The 20,272-nt window shown below is 56.2% G+C and carries 20 protein-coding genes; 13 read left to right on the top strand and 7 right to left on the bottom strand.

The features are described from left to right. Nucleotides 1–8: 8 nt before the first annotated feature. A complete protein-coding gene (locus tag EDC27_RS01175; protein ID WP_123288787.1) occupies nt 9–263 on the bottom strand; it encodes a hypothetical protein in 255 nt (84 codons plus the stop codon). A 289-nt stretch (nt 264–552) separates the two neighbouring features. On the opposite strand from EDC27_RS01175, the gene EDC27_RS01170 reads away from it, so the two are divergent. The 3 genes from EDC27_RS01170 (at nt 553) to EDC27_RS01160 (ending at nt 4,260) form a co-directional block, all read left to right on the top strand. Further along, the gene (locus EDC27_RS01170; RefSeq protein ID WP_123288786.1) at nt 553–954 is read left to right on the top strand and encodes a hypothetical protein; all 402 of its coding nucleotides are present in this window, start codon (nt 553–555) and stop codon (nt 952–954) included. 558 nt (nt 955–1,512) lie between these two features. Next, nucleotides 1,513–2,775 (top strand): L-lactate MFS transporter, encoded by a 1,263-nt coding sequence (locus EDC27_RS01165; RefSeq protein WP_123288785.1) that lies wholly within the window; start codon nt 1,513–1,515, stop codon nt 2,773–2,775. A gap of 150 nt (nt 2,776–2,925) precedes the next feature. After that, nucleotides 2,926–4,260 (top strand): serine/threonine protein kinase, encoded by a 1,335-nt coding sequence (locus EDC27_RS01160; RefSeq protein ID WP_123288784.1) that lies wholly within the window; start codon nt 2,926–2,928, stop codon nt 4,258–4,260. A gap of 9 nt (nt 4,261–4,269) precedes the next feature. Here EDC27_RS01160 and EDC27_RS01155 read toward each other — a convergent pair whose 3' ends face one another. Genes EDC27_RS01155 through EDC27_RS01145 form a run of 3 tightly spaced genes read right to left on the bottom strand, consistent with a single transcriptional unit; the run spans nt 4,270 to nt 8,409 of the window. After that, complete coding sequence (locus tag EDC27_RS01155) at nt 4,270–4,851, bottom strand: GNAT family N-acetyltransferase (RefSeq protein ID WP_123288783.1); 582 nt, start codon at nt 4,849–4,851, stop codon at nt 4,270–4,272. A gap of 50 nt (nt 4,852–4,901) precedes the next feature. Continuing rightward, nucleotides 4,902–5,651, bottom strand: a complete 750-nt coding sequence (locus EDC27_RS01150) for a metallophosphoesterase family protein (RefSeq protein ID WP_123288782.1) — start codon at nt 5,649–5,651, stop codon at nt 4,902–4,904. A gap of 43 nt (nt 5,652–5,694) precedes the next feature. Next, nucleotides 5,695–8,409, bottom strand: coding sequence for a DEAD/DEAH box helicase (locus EDC27_RS01145; RefSeq protein WP_123288781.1), 2,715 nt, complete (start codon nt 8,407–8,409; stop codon nt 5,695–5,697). 96 nt (nt 8,410–8,505) lie between these two features. Between EDC27_RS01145 and EDC27_RS01140 the strand changes: the two genes are divergently transcribed. After that, on the top strand, nt 8,506–9,021 hold the full coding sequence (locus EDC27_RS01140) for an acyl-CoA thioesterase (protein ID WP_170161499.1): 516 nt from the start codon (nt 8,506–8,508) through the stop codon (nt 9,019–9,021). A gap of 27 nt (nt 9,022–9,048) precedes the next feature. Here EDC27_RS01140 and EDC27_RS01135 read toward each other — a convergent pair whose 3' ends face one another. Then, nucleotides 9,049–9,795, bottom strand: a complete 747-nt coding sequence (locus EDC27_RS01135; RefSeq protein WP_148045632.1) for a hypothetical protein — start codon at nt 9,793–9,795, stop codon at nt 9,049–9,051. 220 nt (nt 9,796–10,015) lie between these two features. Between EDC27_RS01135 and EDC27_RS01130 the strand changes: the two genes are divergently transcribed. Both EDC27_RS01130 and EDC27_RS01125 read left to right on the top strand, forming a co-directional pair. Then, nucleotides 10,016–11,467 (top strand): DEAD/DEAH box helicase, encoded by a 1,452-nt coding sequence (locus tag EDC27_RS01130; protein ID WP_211334730.1) that lies wholly within the window; start codon nt 10,016–10,018, stop codon nt 11,465–11,467. Between the two features lie 54 nt (nt 11,468–11,521). After that, the gene (locus tag EDC27_RS01125; RefSeq protein WP_123288778.1) at nt 11,522–12,469 is read left to right on the top strand and encodes a carbohydrate kinase family protein; all 948 of its coding nucleotides are present in this window, start codon (nt 11,522–11,524) and stop codon (nt 12,467–12,469) included. 270 nt (nt 12,470–12,739) lie between these two features. Here the strand turns inward: EDC27_RS01125 and uvrB are convergent, their stop codons facing one another. Then, the gene (gene uvrB / locus EDC27_RS01120) at nt 12,740–14,746 is read right to left on the bottom strand and encodes an excinuclease ABC subunit UvrB (RefSeq protein WP_123288777.1); all 2,007 of its coding nucleotides are present in this window, start codon (nt 14,744–14,746) and stop codon (nt 12,740–12,742) included. A 214-nt stretch (nt 14,747–14,960) separates the two neighbouring features. On the opposite strand from uvrB, the gene EDC27_RS01115 reads away from it, so the two are divergent. Continuing rightward, nucleotides 14,961–15,824 carry a 4Fe-4S dicluster domain-containing protein gene (locus EDC27_RS01115; RefSeq protein WP_170161498.1) on the top strand — a complete coding sequence of 288 codons (864 nt, stop codon included), beginning with the start codon at nt 14,961–14,963 and terminating at the stop codon, nt 15,822–15,824. A 277-nt stretch (nt 15,825–16,101) separates the two neighbouring features. Then, nucleotides 16,102–16,443, top strand: coding sequence for a hypothetical protein (locus EDC27_RS01110; RefSeq protein ID WP_123288775.1), 342 nt, complete (start codon nt 16,102–16,104; stop codon nt 16,441–16,443). Between the two features lie 124 nt (nt 16,444–16,567). Here EDC27_RS01110 and EDC27_RS01105 read toward each other — a convergent pair whose 3' ends face one another. Continuing rightward, nucleotides 16,568–17,011 carry a transglycosylase domain-containing protein gene (locus EDC27_RS01105; RefSeq protein ID WP_281273104.1) on the bottom strand — a complete coding sequence of 148 codons (444 nt, stop codon included), beginning with the start codon at nt 17,009–17,011 and terminating at the stop codon, nt 16,568–16,570. Nucleotides 17,012–17,386: 375 nt separating this feature from the next. Between EDC27_RS01105 and EDC27_RS01095 the strand changes: the two genes are divergently transcribed. The 5 genes from EDC27_RS01095 to EDC27_RS01075 all read left to right on the top strand — a co-directional run bounded on the left by EDC27_RS01095 (nt 17,387) and on the right by EDC27_RS01075 (nt 20,272). Continuing rightward, the gene (locus EDC27_RS01095; protein ID WP_123288772.1) at nt 17,387–17,854 is read left to right on the top strand and encodes a MucR family transcriptional regulator; all 468 of its coding nucleotides are present in this window, start codon (nt 17,387–17,389) and stop codon (nt 17,852–17,854) included. A gap of 45 nt (nt 17,855–17,899) precedes the next feature. Beyond that, nucleotides 17,900–18,547, top strand: a complete 648-nt coding sequence (nth, locus tag EDC27_RS01090) for an endonuclease III (protein WP_123288771.1) — start codon at nt 17,900–17,902, stop codon at nt 18,545–18,547. A 6-nt stretch (nt 18,548–18,553) separates the two neighbouring features. After that, nucleotides 18,554–18,952, top strand: coding sequence for a (deoxy)nucleoside triphosphate pyrophosphohydrolase (locus tag EDC27_RS01085; protein ID WP_123288770.1), 399 nt, complete (start codon nt 18,554–18,556; stop codon nt 18,950–18,952). A 13-nt stretch (nt 18,953–18,965) separates the two neighbouring features. Then, the gene (locus tag EDC27_RS01080) at nt 18,966–19,403 is read left to right on the top strand and encodes a hypothetical protein (RefSeq protein WP_123288769.1); all 438 of its coding nucleotides are present in this window, start codon (nt 18,966–18,968) and stop codon (nt 19,401–19,403) included. 170 nt (nt 19,404–19,573) lie between these two features. Beyond that, nucleotides 19,574–20,272, top strand: coding sequence for a lysophospholipid acyltransferase family protein (locus EDC27_RS01075; RefSeq protein WP_123288768.1), 699 nt, complete (start codon nt 19,574–19,576; stop codon nt 20,270–20,272).

Genomic DNA, 20,272 nt, shown 5'->3' with positions numbered 1-20,272 from the left:
TGCTCACTTCAAATCCATTCGTGGGAAGGCTGCACCCAAAAGCGGCCTGATGATTCGCTTTCCATCTCGATGCGAAGAACTTTATGTCGCTCCAATTCCTTGGCAGCCGTCCACAGGGCGTCTTCCGAAGCGGTCCACTGGCCACGCACGGCCTCAAGGGTGGAATCCCGCCCTTCGTCCGCCAACGCACAAATCAAGATGTACAATGACACGGCATGTACGCTCATTCCAAGATCAAACACGGCACGGTCCATCTGCATCATCGCGTATCCTTTGCCTTATTAGGGCATGTGTCGATGATTTTCACGATTCTCCCTAAAGCTAACAGCCCTTGCCATGGGCGTCAATGAGCGGCTTTTCTCGGTCCTTCGTGTGGAGGCGTCCGCGAGCTTCGTGTGCAAGAGAAGGCTGTTTAGGACAAGTTGCTGAAGAGGCGGCTGGGAAGGGTGTATTGCAACAGCCTTGACATGGCTCGATCGTCCATTGCGTCACAGTTCCTGAACATGATAGGAACATGGGCGGCCATCGTCACTTCACGAAAAGGACCGAACTATGGACAAGAAAATCACCCTAGACGTGGAAGACTGGAAGGCTTTCTTGGAAAGGTCCTGGCGCGCTGTGCCCAAGGCGTTTCAATCGAACAAGGCTCTTCGCCGCACCCTTCAGTGCGCCCTTTACGCCAAACTCACTGCGGAAGGCTTGCTGGTCGTTGCCGATTACCAGCCTCCTCGAGCCGAGCGGCCCGTGGATTTGATTGTTGTGAGCGGCACACCACCGACCATTGCCTGCGCCATCTGCTTCGACGAGGTGGTGACCCTCTACGCCGTGAAGAGCCTCAGTTCCTTGGATGCCGGCGAAAAGCTGATTTTCACCACGGGACTGCTCAAGAAAAAGGTGGAGGAAAGCCGGTTCTTTTTGAAACCGGACATTCGCCACGTCCACCTGGAATGGTGATGGGAACCCACACCACCTTCAATGAGTGAGCCCAGAAAAATCGTCGGGAATGCTTTGTGCATTTCTTAACAATTTAAAAATAAAAACTTTTTTCTTGACCGCGCCCCAGGGGGTGTGGATAAAAAGACATAGAATTTGTGGAAGGTTTTTTGTGGGTCTTCAAAAGGAGGTGCAGGCAAATACCTTGACGAAAGGGGGTGAGGCACGAGAACGTAGTTTATTTCTGTTCATGCGCGTGGACCACGAATGTTCCCTCAGCCGTCCAGTGTCGTCGAAAATCGGTTGCCACGTCGTGGAGTGAGTCCTTTCCCCATTCGATGGTTTTTCTGCAGCAGTCTTCTCAGCGCCAGTATCGTGCTGCAAAGACATCCTCTCGTTAGAAGCGCGTTTCGCTAATTTCTCGGTCTTTTTTGTCATTTTTCTCGCGCATCCCGCGTCAGCTCCCTCTTTTTCGGCAGGAGCACGGGGGAGGGGTGAAGGGTCCGTTCTCAAACGGCGGCAATGCTCTTTGAGAACGGACGAAGGTCATGGCGTTGAACGACGAGAAGGAGATTAACCATGACAGCGCCGCAAGCAACCGTGGACAAGGTTCCAGGCAAGGCCTGGCAGGTGGTGGTGGCTGGGATCGTGGTGAATTTGTGTCTCGGCTGTCTTTATGCTTGGAGTGTCTGGGTAAAATATCTGACCGACAAGAATTTGATGGAATCGCAAGGTTGGGTGCCCCTTACGGCGGAACAAGCTTCCAACCCGGCGTCTTTGTGTATTCTGATCTTTGCATTGCTCATGATTCCCGGCGGGCGCATTCAGGACCGTTATGGCCCGACCATCGCCGCTTCCATCGGCGGCCTGGCCATTGGCTTGGGGCTTCTTGTGGCGGGCCTGATGAAAAGCTACACGGGAATCCTTTTGGGTTTCGGCATTGGCGGCGGCATTGGCATGGGTGTAGGTTACGCGGCCCCGACGCCAGCGGCACTCAAGTGGTTCGGCCCGCATAAACGAGGTCTCATAGCCGGTCTGGTGGTTAGCGGGTATGGGCTGGCCGCCTTTTATGTGGCGCCTTTGGCCAACTGGCTCATCACCACCTACAGTATGAGTGCTTCCTTTTATGTTCTTGGAGTAGCCTACTTGGTGGTGATCTTAGTTGCGGCTCAGTTCCTGGCGTGGCCGGAACCCGGCTATGTCCCTCCGCAGCCTTCTGTGGCGGCGGTAGCCGCCAAGGCCCCGACCCAGACGCGGGCAGATTGGACCGCTGCAGAAATGCTCAAGACCTGGCAGTTTTATGCCCTGGTCATTATGTTCTGCATCAACACGCAAGCGGGTCTTCTGCTCATCGGCCATGTGAACAAGATGATCGCAGGCATCATGAAAGCCGGATATCTTTTGGTGTCCTGGGGAGCCATCTTCAATTCCATCGGCCGAATCGGTACGGGGATCATTTCCGACAAGATCGGGCGCACCAATGGCCTCATCGTCAACTACATCGCTGCGGCTGTGATCATGTTCCTGCTACCCTATTTGTTTGGGATTAAAAACATCCCGCTTCTTTTTATCGCCTGTGCCGTGGGGTTCTGGTGCTACGGCGGCGGGTTGTCTTTGTTCCCATCCTTTACGGCGGACTTTTACGGTCCCAAGAACCTGGGGTTCAATTACGGCCTGGTGTTCATCGGCTGGGGCTTGGGCGCCTTTATGCCCAAATTGGCCGGGCGCATTTATGACAAGTACCAGTCCTACGATTATGCCTTCTACATTGCCGGAGTTTTGCTCATTGCGGGCATCATTCTGGCTCTTGTGACCAGGCGGCCGAGATATGCGACGGATTGAGGCAAACCACATGCCATGAGGCTTTCTATGGCCCATTGAGGATCTGAGAGGAGCAGGCCGCGACGCCTGCTCCTTTCTTATGTGCGCCGGCTCCCCTCCCGGCTGTGTGGCAGACCAAGGAGCGAGGTGCGGGGCCCACAAGGAAGAGGCGTGGTGTTGCGATCGGGAACAGTCTTGATTGTAGGCTGTCGAGAAGACGAGTTCGGGCTTCTCAAGGACATGATCGTTCAAGCGGACCCGACCCTGCTTGTTCAGCATCTCGGCGGGGCGAATGAGCAGGCCGTGCGCGGCAGTCCCGATCTGCGTCTGGTGATCGTGCGCGTGGGCCGACGCGACAGCCGACCGGATGTGGAGGTACAAAAATTGCGCAACCTGTTGGGCCGATCCGTGCCCCTCATGGTCCTGGTGCCTCAGGGCCGAGGGCAAAGAGTGCGGGACATTCTTCGTGCGGGTGCCGATGATTATTGGATTCTGCCTGTGGACGAGAGCGCCTTGCCCATTCGATTGCAGGTGTTGCTGGAATGGGGGCATCGCATTCGGGAAACCATGCGCACAACGAGTCCCGGGCACGACGGTGTGTGGCATCGCTTTGTCACGCGCCTTCGAGCCGCGTGGCATCGCCTTGTGGGGCGTGGGCGTGCTGCCGAAGAGTGGCAGCAAAAGGAATCGGTGGATACCGCACGTTTTCTCGACCGCTGGGAGAAGATACGGAGACTGGGTTTCGGCAGTTTTGGAGAGGTGTGGTTGCTTCGGGAAAAAAGTGGTCACCATCTGGCCGTGGCCAAAATCCCTCACGAAGAAAAACTCAACCGCAAATTCCTTGTGGAAGCGGCCATTCTCGGACGCCTCAAGGACCACCCCAACGCCGTGAAACTGCTGGATGTGGTCAAATCCGGCGGCAAGGTGGTTCTGATTCAAGAATATGTTTCGGGCAAATCTTTGCAAGAACTCCTGGACGAGGGCCTGGATGCCCTACGCAAGGAAAAATATTATTTGCAACTTTTGGATGTGGTGGCCTATGCTCATCGCCACCACATCATGCATCGCGACATCAAACCGGATAATATTGTGATTACCCCGGAAGGGGTCTTGAAGCTATTGGATTTCGGCACAGCAAAAGATGTGATGCGGCGGAGTATCAGCAGCACGGTCATCGGGTCCCGTCCTTATATGGCTCCCGAACAGATCATGGGACGCAGCCGCCTGGCCAGCGACGTTTGGGCTCTCGGTGTGATCCTCTACGCCTTAACCACCGAATTCTTGCCCTTTTACTCGGAAAACGAAAAGGAACTCATGGACCTCATTTTGGAATCCCCTCCACAGCCCCTTCGAGAACTGGTTTCCGAGGTTCCTGAGGCCTTGGAACACATCATCGGGCGCTGCTTGGAAAAGGACTGGAAAAATCGCTACCACAACGCCGGCGTGCTGCAACAGGCTTTACTGGAGGCCTTTCCGGAATTTGGAAGCGGCCACATTCTGCCCTGACGGAAGAATTCACAGGGGTTCCAGGGACTTGATGGTCCCCCATCGAGGGTCGTAGTAGGCGGTCACGTCGCAGACCATGATGAGAATGTCCACATTGCGTTGGTGAATGTCCTTGACCAACCCTTCGATGACCGCCTTGCAGCCGAATCCGGCGTTTCGAAAAGCGCGAATGGCTGCTGGGGAATCCAGAGGAATCTCGGCCCAGAGTTTTTCCAAGCCAATTTCGGATGCCAGGGCAACGAGTTCGTTGAGCATGAGGGTGGCAAGCCCTTTGTTCTGGTATTTGGGTGAGACGACGGTGCGCACTTCGCCGATGTGCCGTTTCCAGCCATGGGGAATCAGATGCAGTGTCACGTCGGCCACAATTTCGTTTTTAACCCAAGCTAGCAAAGGTAAAACGCGGCGGTAATCCAGATTGTTGACCCACTGTTGCACCACGTGAGGGTCCCGAACGTTATGGCGAACGTAGAGAAGCTCATCGTCGGTCAGATTGTGAAAGAACCGGTAGAGGGCGTCGCCGTCCTCTCGGGTCATCAAGCGGACGTTGACCGGCGTGCCGTCTTTGAGCAAAACCTCTTTCTTTCCAAACATCGTCTTTCCCCTCGCTCCATTGGGTCCTTCTTACCGGTTCCCTCTCTTTTTCACACACCGTCTTGCAGACGCAAGGCCAGGTACTCGGGAAGACCTGCTCGAAGAATTTTTTCCTGAGCTCGCTGCACATCGTAAGGTACGGCGCGGAAGTCGATGGCTTGAAGGTCGGTGTCAAAAATCAGGAATCGGGCTCGACTGTCGCGCTGTCTCGGTTGGCCCACACTTCCCGGGTTGATGAGGTAGAGGTTCTCGGTGCTGAGCCTAAAGGACGTGCTATTAGGGGTGTCCACGGTCATCACTTTGCCGCGTGGATCTTGTACCCAAATTTTCTGGTGGTGTGTGTGGCCGAAGAAGCACACGGAAATGTCGGGGAATCTTTTCCGCATGAGGTTAAAGATGCGCCGAGCCTGGTACAGGTTCAGGATGTAGGAATGGGGGGTCTCCGGGGTTCCGTGGCACAGCAGCGCCCCTTCCAGGGTGCGGCACAGAGGCAGAGCATGCAACTGGGCCAGGTGGCCGCTGTTGAGTTGTTGTATGGTGTAATGAATGGCTTCATAGGCAAGGATGTTAAAGGATTCGGCGATTTGAGGGTCCAGGGCCGCGAGATCGTGGTTGCCTTGCACGCCGCGCGCGCCGCATTCCCTCAGCATTTCCAGGCAAGCCGTGGGATCGGCATTGTAGCCCACCACGTCGCCAAGATGCCAGAAACCATCCACGCCTTCGGCCCGGGCGGCACGCACCACGCTTTTCAGAGCTTCCAGGTTGCCGTGAATGTCCGAAACAATGGCGACTCGAGCCATAAAGAGGCCTCGTGAACCCTTTCGCCCTGCCTACTCGCGCGGGTTATGGCACCAGAACAGGTTCCCGCAAAATGCTTTCGATGGCGTCGCGTGCCGAGGCGGCAAGACGCGGATGGGTTTCCGTCAACGATTCCACCTGTCGCAGGTGGTCCGCAGTTCTCAAGATCACCATGGTCAAGTCTCCCTCATCGATGGTCGTGAGGTTCTTGACCACGTTCCAGCTTTCGCCTCTGGCCCAGTGGTAAACCGTGACCACGGTCCAAAAAGGCAAAGGCGGCGTCTCAAAGCCCTCCGCATGCAGCCTTTGCCTCAAGGGGTGTAGCGTTTGCAGGACGTCAAAATACGGCCGGGCCAAATCGGGATATTTCCAGATGAGCGACGACAGCTGAGATTCTCCCGGCCGATCGCGATCTACCACAAAAGGCGCCATAAGCGCGGCCAGCATGGGCGGATCCGATTCCGGAAGGACCCTTTTGCGAATCACTTCGGAAACCAGGAGCGGTTGGTCCAGGCGCAGCTTGGACGCCCACAGGCCGTCTTCAGTGAGATGTCCCTGAGGGGTCACGTAACCCTCGTGCTGCAGAATTTTTAGATGCTGTACAAAAGATCGCCAAAGGGCTTCCTGCACGGTGAGAATGTGGGAACGATGGGTGAAGTACGTGTGCAAAAGCTTTGAAAAAGGGTGTTTGGAGCCTTTATGGCACGGCCCGTACAGTTGGCAGCGAGCGCACGGCAGGGCGTTTTTGGCAAGCGCACGCTGTGCCATGTCGTGGGCGATGGAGGTGAGGGTGTGCGGTTGATCGCCGTCATATTGAGGGCCGAACAGGGAAGGAAAAGGAGCTTCGCCCATGCGGCGTGCCAGCTTTTCCCAGGCCTGCCGATCGGACAGGGGTGGCAGCGGATCCAGCCTCTTGCCCAATTCTCGAATCTGGCGAACGCGCACCCAATGCGGCTTCAACCTTTGGTCGCTCCAGGCCAAGGGGAGTCGTAGCCGCGCTGCCAGAACCCGTTCGTCCCTTTTGTCAACCCGTTCCAGCACCACGTAGGGTGTGCCTCGACGGTTCAAAAACAATCGACCGCGCACCAAAAGGCCCTGCGTCACCCAGGCCAGGGCTTGATTTCGCGCGGCCCGATGCGCTCTTCTTTGTTCTTCTTCCATGCGCATGAACAAGGGCCGAATCTCGGCCACAGCATCCATGGAACCGCAGGCCATGAGGGGTTTCCATGGGGCCAGATCCTTTTGAAAGGCTTCCACCAAAGCCGCCACGGAGGCTTCCTTGCCCAGGTGCTGATAGGTGGCCAGACTGCGGGCAAAAAGGTCTCGAATTTCTTCGGGTTCATGGGACAAAAGCAGGTTCAGGACCATGGAAAAATTGACGCGAATCTGGCTCTCTATGGAATCCGGTGGCGACTTTAAAAGATCGTAAATCAATGGCACGTTCTGGTATCGGCCCGGTATGACGAGCACGAACCCAATTTTGTCCATGCCGCGCCGTCCTGCCCGGCCCGTCATTTGCAAAAGGTCCGTAGCGGTCAGGTCCACGAATTCTCGGCCGTTGAACCGATCGCTTTGAGGAATGACCACGGTGCGTGCGGGAAAATTAACTCCGGCGGCTACGGTGGATGTGGAAAAGATCGCTTCCAGCCAGCCATCCTGCATGAGGGTTTCCAGCAACAGCTTCCAGTGGGGTAGCTGCCCGGCATGGTGGGCGCCGACCCGGGAACGTTTCAGAATAGATAGATGCTTGTGGTCCCGAAGAAAAGGCCACTTGGTCAAGAGTTGTTCCAGGCGCGCCGCAAAGGCTTTGGCATCAAACCCCGGTGTTCGAGGAGCCTGCGGGCACAGGGTGATGGCCCGCTCACAGTCGGCTCGGGATTTGAGGAAAAAAATCGCCGGCAGAAGGTTTGCCGCTCGAAGCGCTTCCAAGATGTGGGCGACGTCGGGAAAGTCCTTGCGCGCAAACTGGCGGGGATCCAAATTTTTGATGGGACCGTACAAACCGCGGCGCCCTGCAAGAGGCGTGAGTTCTCCGGTTGGGAAGAGAAACAGGGGATAGAGCGGCACCGGGCGTTCCACGGCATTGACCCACAGGCAAGGGGCCTTACGCAGCCACTCGAGCCATTGGCACAGTTGCTGGGCGTTGCGAATGGTGGCGGAAAGCAGAAGCAGCCGCACGCGAGCGGGCAGATAAATGAGCACCTCTTCCCAGACCACACCCCGGTCCTGATCTCCCAAGTAATGCGCTTCATCCATGACCACCAGATTCACGGGAAGATCTTGGCCGCGGTGCATGGCGTCGTAAAGCTGATTTCGAAGAATTTCCGTGGTACCGACGAGGATCGGCGCATCGGGGTTTTCCTTGCGATCCCCGGTGAGAATCCCCACATTGCTCGGGCCAAAAGCCGTAGAAAACTCCTCCAGCTTGGCGTTGGACAAGGCCTTGAGAGGGGAGGCGTACCAGCTTCGGCCCCCTTTCAAAAACACTTCGCGAATGGCTTCGATGGCGATATAGGTCTTGCCGGACCCGGTGGGCGCCGTGACCAGCACATCGGTGGTGCGCACCTTTTCGATGGCCTCCCGCTGAAAAGGATCCGGCACAAATGGCTGAGGCTCGGGCACGCCGATCTGCCTAAGAACCTTGCGCACCGCCGGCGCCACCCGCAGGCGAAATTCCGGCCCTTGAGCTGTGACGACGTCACGGGGACTTTTGTCTAGAGTTTTTCTTCTTCGTGCAAAGGGTCTGGATTCGAGTCTCAATGAAGGGTCCGCCTTTGGAAAGCCGTCGTTATGGGATTTGACGATAGCGCTGCATTCCGATTATGGCTAACATGGCTCTGGAGGAACATCAAGGGAATGGATGAGCTTTTGAAGGAAAACCGTGGTGTTTGGAAAAAGGGCGGCACAAAGCGGAAACACCTCAATACCTTCTCGCGCCGAGGGCCTTGGTATGCCCATGGCCTGCGCGTGCCCTTGTTTGCCGTCGATCTGGGCCAGGGCGTGTACCATGGCAGCTATTTTCATCTTTTTGAATTGGGGCGAGAAGCCTTTTTTCGAGCCTTGGACTATCCCTATGCCCGCCTCACGGCTCAAGGTCTGCACTTGACTGTGGCGGCTCTGGAGTGCCAATATGCCAAATCCTTGCACTACGACGATCTGATCGAAGTGCAGACAGGCGTATGCCGTCTGGGACGGCGCAGTCTTTCCCTGCTGCATCGCGTTCAAAGGATCACTCAGGAACACTCGCCGGAAACCACCACCGAGGCCTTGATGCACTTCGTCTGCGTTAGAGATGGCGTGCCGATGCCCCTGCCAGAACCTCTCAGGGACAGCATCCTCTGGTGGATGGAGGGATTCGACCAAAAGCCGTGAAGGTTCTCGTGCCTTGACGATACGTCCCTATCGCCACGTGGCCAGTTCGTAGCGACGAATGTCGGGATCCGGTTTGATCTTGGAAACCACGGCGTACAAACGACCGCGGAGGCCAAGCTTTTCCGCAAGCTTTGCGGGAACCTCCACAGGCTGAACCGAGCAGGGTTGCCTTTGGACGATGCGGTCGTGTCCATCGTAGAGAATCAGCTCAAATCGCTTCTCGGGCACGTCTTCCGGAATGTTGACGAGGTATTTGACCAAAAGCACCGCCCCGTCTTTTTGCCCGCGCATCCATTGGGCCACATCCCCTTTGGGATAAAAGCTCGTGCGGTACAGCCGCACGGCGTGCCGAGGTTCCTGGGAAGGGGTGGTCGAGGTCAAAAGCTGGGCGAGCTCCTCAGGGGAAAGGGTCTCGGTGGATGTTTCCGGCGGTGTTCCTCTCAGGAGAGCGGCCCATGCTTTTTGCTGGTCGGGGTCCGTTGCGCCCGCCGTGCGCACGCGAGACCCGACGGTGTCGTAAGCGATTTCCGATCCCGCCACGATTTCCTGAATGCTTCGCACTTGGCCTTTGGGAAGACCCGCGACACCCCCAGGAACTTCAAAAAAGATGGTGTTCTTGGCTTCCCAACAATAAGGAACTTCAACCCGATTGCCATCGTTGAGGGTGATGCGAATTTTGGCCGCGGCGGCGCCTTGGATGCTCAAGAGCCAAAGGGTTGCGGTAACCGCCAGGATCGTCAGCCATCCGGTGATTTTCACCTCTTTTCGTGCCATGTGGGCCGCCTCCTTTCTCGGCTTTTTCAAAACATTTTCCATGGAATCGAAAAAAAATTCCCCAAACGCCTTCAAAATGTTGTTCTGTCATTTGCCGTGGCTTCGGCCTTTTGGTATAGACTCGAGGCGCCAAGGTCCCATTGAGTGTGCCAAGTTTTAACCCGAGGGCCAATAAGAATGTGGTGTGCTTGGCCTTTGCGTTGTGGAGGCATTTTTTATCGTGATCGAGGTTCTTAAGGATCTGTTCCAACGAATCCTTTGGTGGCGGCGCCGTGATCTGGAAAGGGTGCCTCACGAGGTTTCGCGCCTTGAACCGGACACGCCCGAACCGAGAAAAGCGCGCGAGGATTTGGCCGCCGGCATGGCCTTTGTCGATCTGGATCTTTCGCCTTTGGTGCTTCGGGGGCTGCATGAGGCCGGCTTTGTGCGGTGCACGCCGATTCAGGAGAAATCCCTGCCGATGACGCTCCAAGGCCAAGACATTGCGGCACAGGCCCAAACGGGATCGGGCAAGACCGCCGTATTTCTCATCACCATTTTTGAAAACCTGCTCAAAAAGCAGCCCTTGTCTTCCCAATGCCATGCTCTGGTCCTGGCCCCGACTCGAGAACTGGCTTTGCAAATTCAGGCCGACGGGCGAATGCTTGGACGGTATTGTCCTTTTCGTTTCGCGGCCATCTATGGCGGTGTCGGCTACGAAAAACAGATTCAGGCCCTTCGGCAGGGAGCTCATATTGTCATCGCCACTCCCGGCCGCCTCATCGACCTCATGAAGCAAGGCCACATCAATACCGACCACGTGTCTTTGCTGGTCATTGACGAAGCGGACCGCATGTTGGACATGGGCTTCGTCAAGGACCTTCAGTACATCCTCAAGCGTCTTCCCCCTTATCATTATCGGCAAAGTATGCTTTTTTCCGCAACACTTTCTCCGCGCGTTCTGGAAATTACCTACCCGTATATGAACGCTCCGGTCGAAACGGCCGTGGAGCCGGAAAGACTAGTGGTAAAGACGGTGAAGCAAGAACTGTTCCACGTGGCTGAAGCCGAAAAATTTTCACTGCTTCTCGGACTCTTGGAAAGAGAAAAGCCGAACCGCGTCCTCCTTTTTTGCAACACCAAAGTGCGAACATTGCGGCTTGCCGAAAGACTTACGGCCAATGGCTATGTCGCGCGAGGCATCACCGGGGATCTGCCTCAGAGTCGGCGTTTGCAATTGCTGGAGCGGTTCAAGGGAGGGAAAATCGCCATTTTGGTGGCCACCGATGTGGCGTCTCGAGGGCTTCACGTGGAGGATGTGACGCATGTCATCAATTACGACGTGCCGCAAGACCCCGAAGAATATGTCCACCGCATCGGCCGAACGGCCCGCGCCGGCAAGGAAGGCAAGGCCATCACCCTGTGCGGCGAAGACGATGTGTATGCGTTGGAAAACGTCGAAAAATTTCTGGGACAAAAGATTCCCGTCATCTGGCCCGAGGAAGACTGGTTTGTGCCGGATCGAGCCGACAAGGGCGCCCCGCGCCGGCCCTCTCGAGGACGAAGAGCGGAGGCGGCCAAAAGGGAAACTGTGAGGGCAAGGAACAGAGGGCCTCGAACCAAGAAGCGCGGCGGGCGTGGCAAGAAAAAAGCACCCTTCGCCGCCATGGGGACGAGCCCCAAAGAACGCTAACAAAGAATCGGCGGTAGAGGTCACCGTCTATCTCATTGCAGAGGAGAAACAACCGTGAACATCTACATTAGCGGATCGTTGGCCTACGATCGCATCATGACATTTCCAGGATATTTTGCGGACCACATACTGCCCAGCAAAATCCACGTGCTCAACGTGTGTTTCAACATCAACGGGCTAGTGGAAAAGTTTGGAGGGACGGCAGGCAACATAGCCTACACCTTGAGTTTGCTGCAGGAAAGCCCCTGGATTGTCGCAACGGCGGGGGACGATTTTGAACGTTACGAGCGGTGGCTGCGCCATCACGGGCTGCGCACGCAATGGATCAAGCGCATCGCCGGCGTGCTCACGGCCGGAGCCTACATCACCACGGATCAAAACGACAATCAGATCACCGCATTCAATCCCGGTGCCATGGCTTTTCCCGCGGATCTGCCGCCTCTGAACGATGGCGCGCACTCAACCCTGGTCCACATAGGCCCTGGCAATAAAACCGATATGTCGGAGTTGGCTCGGCGCTGCAGAAGTGGTGGTGTGCCCTTCGTATTCGATCCCGGACAAAGCCTGAACATTTGGAGTGGGGAAGAGATCGCCGAAGCCGTGGACGGCGCCCTGTGCTTCATCTCGAACGATTATGAGCTGAGCCATTTTCTCAAGCTCACCAACTGGCAGCTTTCGGACCTGGCGTCTCGAGTGGAGATGATCATCACCACCCAAGGGCCTGAGGGCAGCCTGCTTCAGGTACGTGAAGACAAGATTTTCATTCCGGCCGTCACGCCCACCGAGGTCGTGGATCCTACGGGAGCCGGAGATGCCTATCGCGCAGGGTTGCTCAAGGGACTGGCCATGAAGCAAGAGCCGACCGTTTGCTGCCATATGGGCAGTGTGGCCGCATCCTTTGCCGTGGAACACCACGGCACGCAGGAACATCATTTTCATTGGAAGGCCTTTTGCGATCGGTTCGAAAAGCACTTCGGCTACAAGGTTCCCGAAGGAGCGTAGCTGCCGGGGGTCAAATTTTGATTTGTGCCGCAGGAGTCATTCGTCAGTTTTCGGAGAAGCGGCCTCGAAGGAGTTTACGGGCTCGCGGGCTGTTGGCGTGTTTTCCAGGGCGGCACGGAGCGATAAGATCTCGAGGCTGACGCCGCTCCTAGAAAGGGTTTCTTAGAGAAAGCCAGAGCTTGAATAAAAGTTCGATTCGGCTGCTTTGGGACGCGCACGTGTAGGAAGGTGAAAGCAAAAAGGCCCAGATCCGCCTTTTCGGACAGCCTCCTACGTCATTAGAAGCTGTTCTTGACGCAAGCGCTTGATTTCGTCCCGAAAGGCGGCGGCCTTTTCAAATTCCAAGCGAGCCGCCGCTTCTTTCATCTTTTTTTCCAGATGATCAATGGTTTGATCCAAATCCGCCTTGGGAGCGGCCGTGTAGAAGGCGCGTACTTCCTGAACCACTTCCTCGGGAACAAAGCTTTCTTCCGAGGACCGGTAGGGAGCCAGAATGTCGGCGACGGATTTTTCTACGCTTTGTGGTGTGATGCCGTGGGTTGCATTGTAGGCTTGCTGCAGGGCCCGGCGCCGTTCGGTTTCTGCCACAGCTCGGCGAATGGAATCCGTCAGTTTGTCAGCATAGAGGATGACCGTGCCGTCCACGTTTCGGGCCGCACGCCCCGCCGTTTGAATGAGGGAACGCTCTGAACGCAAGAAGCCTTCATTGTCCGCATCCAGCACGGCCACCAAAGAAACCTCGGGAATATCCAATCCTTCTCGTAACAAGTTGATTCCCACAAGCACGTCGTATTCGCCCAGGCGCAGATCGCGCACCAACTCGATGCGCTCCAAGGTGTCCACGTCCGAATGCATGTAACGCACGCGAATCTTGAGTTCCGAAAGGTATTCGGTCAAATCCTCCGCCATGCGCTTGGTCAAGGTGGTCACCAGGACCCTTTGCCCGGCAGCGACCCTCTTACGAATTTCCCCGATCAGGTCATCCACCTGATGCTCGGCGGGTCGCACTTCCACCTTGGGATCCACCAGCCCCGTCGGGCGAATAATTTGTTCTACCACGTAGCCTCGAGTCCGCTCCAGCTCGTAAGGGCCCGGTGTGGCGGACACATAAATGACTTGGTGCACCTTGGCCTCAAATTCTTCAAAACACAAAGGTCGATTGTCCAGAGCCGAAGGCAGCCGAAACCCGTAGCGGACCAAAGTCTCCTTTCGCGATCGATCCCCTCGATACATGCCGCGAAGTTGTGGAATCGTGATGTGGCTTTCATCGATAAAGAGCAAAAAATCGTCGGGATAGTAGTCCAAGAGTGTCGGAGGCGGCTCGCCGGGACGACGGCCCGTGAGGTGGCGGGAGTAATTTTCAATGCCGGGACAATATCCCAGTTCCTGAAGCATTTCCAGATCCAGACGCGTGCGTTCCTCAAGGCGCTGGGCCTCCAGCAAAAGGCCCGCTCCCCGCAGTTCTTGCAGCCTTAACGTCAGTTCTTCCTTGATGCCTTCAATGGCTCGTTGCAGGGTGGCTTTGTCCGTGACGTAATGACTTCCGGGATAAATGGCCACGTCCGCGAGAGTGCGCAGTGTGCGGCCGGTCAAAGGGTCGAACTCTCGAATGGCGTCGATTTCATCCCCAAAAAATTCCAGACGAACCGCCCGGTCCTCCTCATGGGCCGGAAAGATTTCCACCACGTCCCCGCGGACACGAAAGGTGCCCCGATGAAAGTCCACATCGTTGCGCGTGTACTGAATTTCCACCAGTTTGCGCAAGACCACGTCCCGGTCCACTGCCATGCCGGTCTTGACCCACAAAAGCATGTCCCGGTAGGTTTCGGGAGCCCCAAGGCCGTAGATGCACGAAACGCTGGCCACAATGAGCACGTCGCGGCGCTCCAGCAAAGCCCTTGTGGCCGCGTGGCGCATCTTGTCGATGGTCTCGTTGATGGAGGCGTCCTTAGCAATGTAGGTATCCGTCTGCGGCACGTAGGCTTCCGGCTGATAGTAGTCGTAATAGGACACAAAATACTCGACGGCGTTTTCCGGAAAGAGGGCCTTGAATTCCCCATAGAGCTGGGCTGCCAGGGTCTTGTTGGGGGCGATGACCAATGTGGGCTTTTGGATTTGGGCAATCACATGGGCCATGGTGAAAGTCTTTCCAGACCCAGTGACCCCCAAAAGGGTTTGCTCCCGCACGCCCGCCCGAAGATTGGCAGTGAGCTTTGCAATGGCTTGAGGTTGGTCCCCTTGAGGATCCCATGGCGCATGAATCGTGAAACCATCCATCTTTGAACTTCTCCTCAGTGCAATACGGACATGCAGCTCATAACAGACTCCCGCCCGCCTCTGTCAAGGGGCCACAGCATGGCGCGAAACAAATGAGAGGGATCGTTTGTTTGTGAAAAAACAGATTTTGTCATGTGGATTAATGTGCGTTATGAATCGATAATATGGGAAAGGTGGCCGTGTGCAGAAGCCAATGGGCGACAAAGGAGGCGTTATGAAAGCCGCCATTCAACCGAGAGCGTGGCATCGTCGTTGGATTAATCAAGCGGTTCGAGCTGAAATCAATCTGTGTTTTACCTGCGGGTCCTGCGCGGTGGAATGCCCTGTGAATCGAGCCACCCGTGGGCTGGACCCCAGGCGGCTCGTGTGGATGGCCAATCTGGGTTTGATGGAGGATCTATTGCGGTTGCCTGATCTTTGGCAGTGTCTGGAATGCCGCAGGTGTACCCACGTGTGTCCCATGACGGTGAAGCCTTCGGTCCTCATCGCCTTCCTGCGCTGGGAAGCCGTGCGCGAAGGGGTGGTTTCTGGAGAATTGTTCGAAAAAAGGCGCCATCTCCAGGCGCGCTTTTATCGCGAGCGGGCCACTGTGGTGCGCAACATGCTTGATGAGACCACGCAGAGGATTGCGGGGAAACAGAGGGAAAAAACCGCCTCCGCCTCTCTTTCGTGGAAAAGCTTTACGCAATTTCACGGCCATGACACGCACCTGGCTTCCTGCTTTGCCTGTGGGGAATGCAGCAACGCCTGTCCCGTATGCGTTGACCGATCCGTGCTGGATCCTTTGGTGCTGGTTCGTTCTGCGCTTCTGGGCTATGGTGGAGAGGCCATGATGTCGCCAGCCCCATGGGTATGCCTTCAGTGCCAGAGTTGTTCTCGGGCTTGCAGCCATCGGGTGCAAGGGCACCTGGTGGCTCTGGCCTTGCGCGAGGAGGCCGAAACGCAGGGGTGTGTCGATGCGGAATTTCTCAAAGCGTGGCCCGAAAAAGACAAAGTCCTTTTTCAGGACCATGCGCACCGCGTAGCCGAGGCTCATCGCCTCTTGCTCAAAGAACCCTCGTCTTCTCAAGGCTTGTGACGTTCCTTTCCAAAAGCCGGCACGCCCAACCACGAGGCTCGATGCAGGGCGCGAGCCTGAGAAATTCCCCAGAGGTTACTTGAAGCGCCCTCCTTTTGAGTGTCTTTTTTGCCAAAGACGCCGGGGGGCCGATGACGCCCGCGCCATGCATGCTTAATTATAAGAGCAAGATAACGTCAGGTCCGAATGCGCTTTTTGGGGCCCAGGTACAGGGGTACAGGGTCGAAGCCGGGCCATTTGGGCATCGCGGTTTATGCGGTGCATTGAGGAGGGTGTCATGGAAAGGGAAGTCAAAAAATTTCTGCACACAGTGGACGAAAATGGATGCCCGACTCCCGTTGATAGTTCGGGCAGGCCCTACACGTGTCGAGAGCGGTCCTCGGTGCTGACCCATCGGGAACAGGCCGTGATGCAAAAAATTCTCGAGGTCAAAAAGGAAGCGGACGCGGTGAAGAGCCGCCTGCAGGCGCTTCGTGAAGGCGAGTCAAAGGACTCAGAGGCCGAAGAGGCTCTGACGCAGCGTCTTCATGAACTGAGAGAGCTACGGTACCGGCTGGAAAGGGAACGCGAAGAGGCCGCTCACGAACGGATGCGTTTGTTGGGGCACGTGGAGGCATGAAGCCTCTGCGCTTAAAGGCTTGCGTGGCTTTGTTCTGTCAGAAGCTTTGCACGCCAAAGGCTTTTTCCATTTCCACCATCAGCCGGAGAATCCAGGCCGCTTGGCGCGCCACCTAAGCCGAAGGCTATGCGGCAGAAATCCTTTTGAGGTAGGGGGGCATGGCCGCGTGCGAGGCGACAGTTTTCTGATCGATCTGAGGGGTTGTTTGAAAATGAGACGCGGGCCGAAGCGCCAACGTTAAAGAGGCAAGGTCCATCTGCGCCGTATTGACATAGATCTCCAAAATCCTTTTTTTCGGCCAGAGCGTTTCGATGCCGACGGTCAAAACGGCCTCAAAGAATTTTCGCACCCCACTTCGCCCCGGCCAGAGAAAAAGGTTCTTGGCGGTTTGTTCCGAGATCGTGCTGGCACCAGGCAAAGGCCTGCCCTTTTGATGGTCTTCCCAAGCCCTCTCGATGGATTCAATATCAAAGCCCCGGTGCTTAAGAAATCGTCGATCTTCCGCCGCCATGATCCCAAGAGCCACGTGAGCGCTCATATGCTGCCGCGAAACCCGCGCGTCATGGATGATACCACCTTCGTCCTTTTCCTAGAGGGCTTTCATCCTTTCGAGCATCATGAACAGGGTTGTGGGCGGAGGCAGCCATCGAAAAAAAAAGCCGCCAACCTACAGAACCCGTCGCATCAAGTGGTCTGGAAACCGGCCCTGCTTTCTGGCGGTAACATTTCTTTCGACGCGATCTATGGCCACGTCAGCCACCTCGAACAAGCTCGGGCGCAAATGAAGTGTTCACACCCATCTTTAACCACCTTTTGAGGGCGCCACAAATATAGCATTTATGGAAGAGTAGCCAAGAAAACTCTTGTTGTGTTCATGCAATTTATGTATCTATTTAATGAACAGCGAAGCTTTTAACTTTAAAAAAACGTGGAGGTGAGGCGCATGAGTAAAAGGCTCTGGGAAATGTGTGGACAGATCGTGGCAGCTCAAGCTTCGGCCGGCGTGATGTCCACAGAGGAAATCGAGGAATCTTTGAGAAGAATTTACAAAGTGCTTCAAGAGCTTGCTGCGGTGGAGGAGGTTGCCCCGGGAACGGAACAGGTGCAGGAGATGGCTAAGAGCATCGCTTCGAACAAGCCGGCGGCGTTGGGTAAAGGGCCGTATGAGTCCATCGGCGAAAACAGCGTGGTCTGCCTGGAATGCGGGGCTCAATTTCGTCAGATCACGGCCAACCATCTCAAAAGCCACGGCATGACACCGCGGGAATACAAGAAAAAATGGGGGTTCCGCCTGAAGGATTCCCTGGCTGCCAAAGTGGTGACGCGAGCTCGCAGCGAAGCGGCTAAAGTGCGAGGAATTCCTGAAAATCTAAAAATCTATCAGGAACGGCGAAGGAAGAAATCCTCCTAGGCCATTTCGTTCGGTGTAGAAAAGGCCTCAAGGAGCCATGGCATCATGGAGAGCGAAGCTCGGATCCAGGGCATCCTCCGTACACTGGAACGCCATTATCCCCATGCGTCCTTGGCTTTAAACTTTCGAAACCCCTTTGAGCTGCTCATTGCGGTGATCCTTTCGGCCCAGTGCACCGACGAGCGGGTCAATCAAGTGACTCGAACCCTGTTTGAGCGCTGCCCGACGCCGCAAGCTCTTGCGGCGGAACCTCTGGAAAGCCTGGAACAGATGGTTCGCTCAACGGGATACTACCGCAACAAGGCCAAGGCTGTTCGAGCGTGTGCTCAAGAGGTCGTGGAAAAGCACGGCGGGGAAGTGCCGCGAACCATGGAAGCCTTGGTGCGGCTTCCCGGCGTCGGGCGCAAGACGGCGGCCATGGTTTTGGGAAACGCTTACGGCATTCAGGAAGGCGTGGCCGTCGATACGCACGTGCTCAGAGTGTCCCAGCGGTTGGGCATCGTTGATGAAAAGACGCCCGAAGCCGTGGAAAGGCGGCTCATGGAAATGGTACCTCGCGCTCAATGGACCTGGTTCAGCAATGCCATGATCCAGCATGGACGCATGATCTGCACGGCGCGCAAACCTTTGTGCAGCCGGTGCCCCCTTGCCGATGACTGCGACTATGCTCAACAGACGGGGCGGGGAACTTGATTGGGCATGATGCAAAAGACAGTGACGGCAGCAATCCTTGAGCAGGACGGGTGCGTCCTTTTGGCCCAGAGGCCGTCCTCCGACGCGCTGGCCTTTCTGTGGGAATTTCCCGGGGGTACGGTGGAACCGGGGGAAACTTTAGAAGAATGCCTTTGCCGAGAAATTCTGGAAGAGCTGGGCATTCGAGTGGAAGTGGTGTCGTTTTTTGGTGAGAGTCGCCACTGCGACGGTCGCGCAGAAATTCGGCTCATGGCCTACAAGGTTCGCTGGATTTCCGGCCACATTTGTCCCTCGGTGCATGCCGATGTGCGATGGGTACCCATCGCTGATATGCGTCGTTACGCCTTGGCGCCGGCAGATCGCCCGTTCGCTCGTCGGCTTTTGGACGAACATGGCGGGCTGTAAAAGGGAGCAAGTCATGTGTTTGCATCAAAAGAGGCCGTGTGAGTGTGGGCGAGAAGAGGCTTATATCTTTCATCGGGACAGTATTCTGCCCGAAGAGGTCTTGGTGCATCTGTACTGCCCTCAATGCGCCGTCTCGGCTCCATGGGATGAGAGGAGCATGGTCAAAGACGGTGGTTGGATTCTAGAATACGACATGGAAGCGGCTCGGTTTTACTTGGGACAACGCCTCGGCCGAAAAGACTACTCGCCCGAAGAGATCTTCGACCAAGACTACTGCAGCTGGTACGGTCTGACGCCCAAAGACCTGGAATCCAGCACCCGCCTTCATGAAGAATTGGAACCGCTCAAGCGAACCGACCTCAAGGAATACATTCGCCAGATCGTGCGACGCCGCCAAGAAGAGGTGCTTATTCTAAAAGGGCAGGGATGGCGCAAAGCCGCTCGCACCTGAACGTGCTGCCATTCTTGAAGGGACTTGAATAGGCGCGGCGCCGGAAACGTCCTTGGCAAAAAAAGCTCACGATTTGTGCCCCTTGTGCCGACCTTTTGTATAGCGGACATGGAAGGAGAAGGCACCGCGCGCCTTCCGCCGAAGGGTTCGCGAGAAAGGAGGTGCGGCACATGAATCCCTATCAACTGGCCCTGTGGGCTATGGTGCGCCCACCGTATCGATGGTTCCTGGCTCCCCAGGTGAGCGGTGTGGAAAACGTTGCCAAGGCGGCAGGCAAGGCCAGGGAGGAGAATAAGGGCCTCCTTCTTGTGGCCAACCATATCAGCGCGTGGGATCCCATGTTTATATGTGCCGTTCTCGAATTTCACGTGTTGCGAGACCTGGGTACGGTGACTTTTCTCGGCAAGCGTGAACTCTTTGACCGCCCATGGAAGCGCTGGTTCATGAATCGCCTGGGATGTGTTAACATTCGCGAGCGTTCCGTGGTGCGCCGGGTGATTCGAGGTCTTCGCCAAGGCAATGTGTACTTTCTCTTTCCTGAAGGCTGCGTGTCCAGCGACGGGCGCATGGGGCAGGATCTGGGGGCTGTCCGGTTTTTTGCCAAACACGGCTCCTTCGTGGTGCTGCCCATTCGCCTTCACGGCATCTGGGGAGGTTTTCGAAAGGATTGGAGGAATATAGTGGCCGGCCGGCGCCGCCTTCGAGTGGCCTTTGGAGAGCCCGTTCTGGTGGAAAAAGGAGATCGCCGGCACCTAGACGCCATGGCTCTGATCCGAGATGTGACCTTTGGACCGGAATCCGCGCCGCAGTGGGTGCCCTTCGGGGCCACGCTCTGTCGGGGCGTGCCTTCATTCGTGGACCAAACTTAG

The sequence above is a fragment of the Desulfosoma caldarium genome, from assembly GCF_003751385.1.
GTDB classification, from domain to species: Bacteria; Desulfobacterota; Syntrophobacteria; order Syntrophobacterales; family DSM-9756; genus Desulfosoma; species Desulfosoma caldarium.
This window is presented reverse-complemented; position numbering and strand designations above follow the sequence as displayed.

Coding starts and splice junctions, on each gene's coding strand:
- EDC27_RS01110 (WP_123288775.1), top strand. CDS start 16,102: ATGGAAAGGGAAGTCAAAAAATTTCTGCACACAGTGGACGAAAATGGA.
- uvrB (WP_123288777.1), bottom strand. CDS start 14,746: ATGGATGGTTTCACGATTCATGCGCCATGGGATCCTCAAGGGGACCAA.
- EDC27_RS01095 (WP_123288772.1), top strand. CDS start 17,387: ATGAGTAAAAGGCTCTGGGAAATGTGTGGACAGATCGTGGCAGCTCAA.
- EDC27_RS01080 (WP_123288769.1), top strand. CDS start 18,966: ATGTGTTTGCATCAAAAGAGGCCGTGTGAGTGTGGGCGAGAAGAGGCT.
- EDC27_RS01075 (WP_123288768.1), top strand. CDS start 19,574: ATGAATCCCTATCAACTGGCCCTGTGGGCTATGGTGCGCCCACCGTAT.
- EDC27_RS01170 (WP_123288786.1), top strand. CDS start 553: ATGGACAAGAAAATCACCCTAGACGTGGAAGACTGGAAGGCTTTCTTG.
- EDC27_RS01140 (WP_170161499.1), top strand. CDS start 8,506: ATGGATGAGCTTTTGAAGGAAAACCGTGGTGTTTGGAAAAAGGGCGGC.
- EDC27_RS01165 (WP_123288785.1), top strand. CDS start 1,513: ATGACAGCGCCGCAAGCAACCGTGGACAAGGTTCCAGGCAAGGCCTGG.
- EDC27_RS01150 (WP_123288782.1), bottom strand. CDS start 5,651: ATGGCTCGAGTCGCCATTGTTTCGGACATTCACGGCAACCTGGAAGCT.
- EDC27_RS01155 (WP_123288783.1), bottom strand. CDS start 4,851: ATGTTTGGAAAGAAAGAGGTTTTGCTCAAAGACGGCACGCCGGTCAAC.
- EDC27_RS01135 (WP_148045632.1), bottom strand. CDS start 9,795: ATGGCACGAAAAGAGGTGAAAATCACCGGATGGCTGACGATCCTGGCG.
- EDC27_RS01085 (WP_123288770.1), top strand. CDS start 18,554: ATGATGCAAAAGACAGTGACGGCAGCAATCCTTGAGCAGGACGGGTGC.
- EDC27_RS01175 (WP_123288787.1), bottom strand. CDS start 263: ATGATGCAGATGGACCGTGCCGTGTTTGATCTTGGAATGAGCGTACAT.
- nth (WP_123288771.1), top strand. CDS start 17,900: ATGGAGAGCGAAGCTCGGATCCAGGGCATCCTCCGTACACTGGAACGC.
- EDC27_RS01115 (WP_170161498.1), top strand. CDS start 14,961: ATGAAAGCCGCCATTCAACCGAGAGCGTGGCATCGTCGTTGGATTAAT.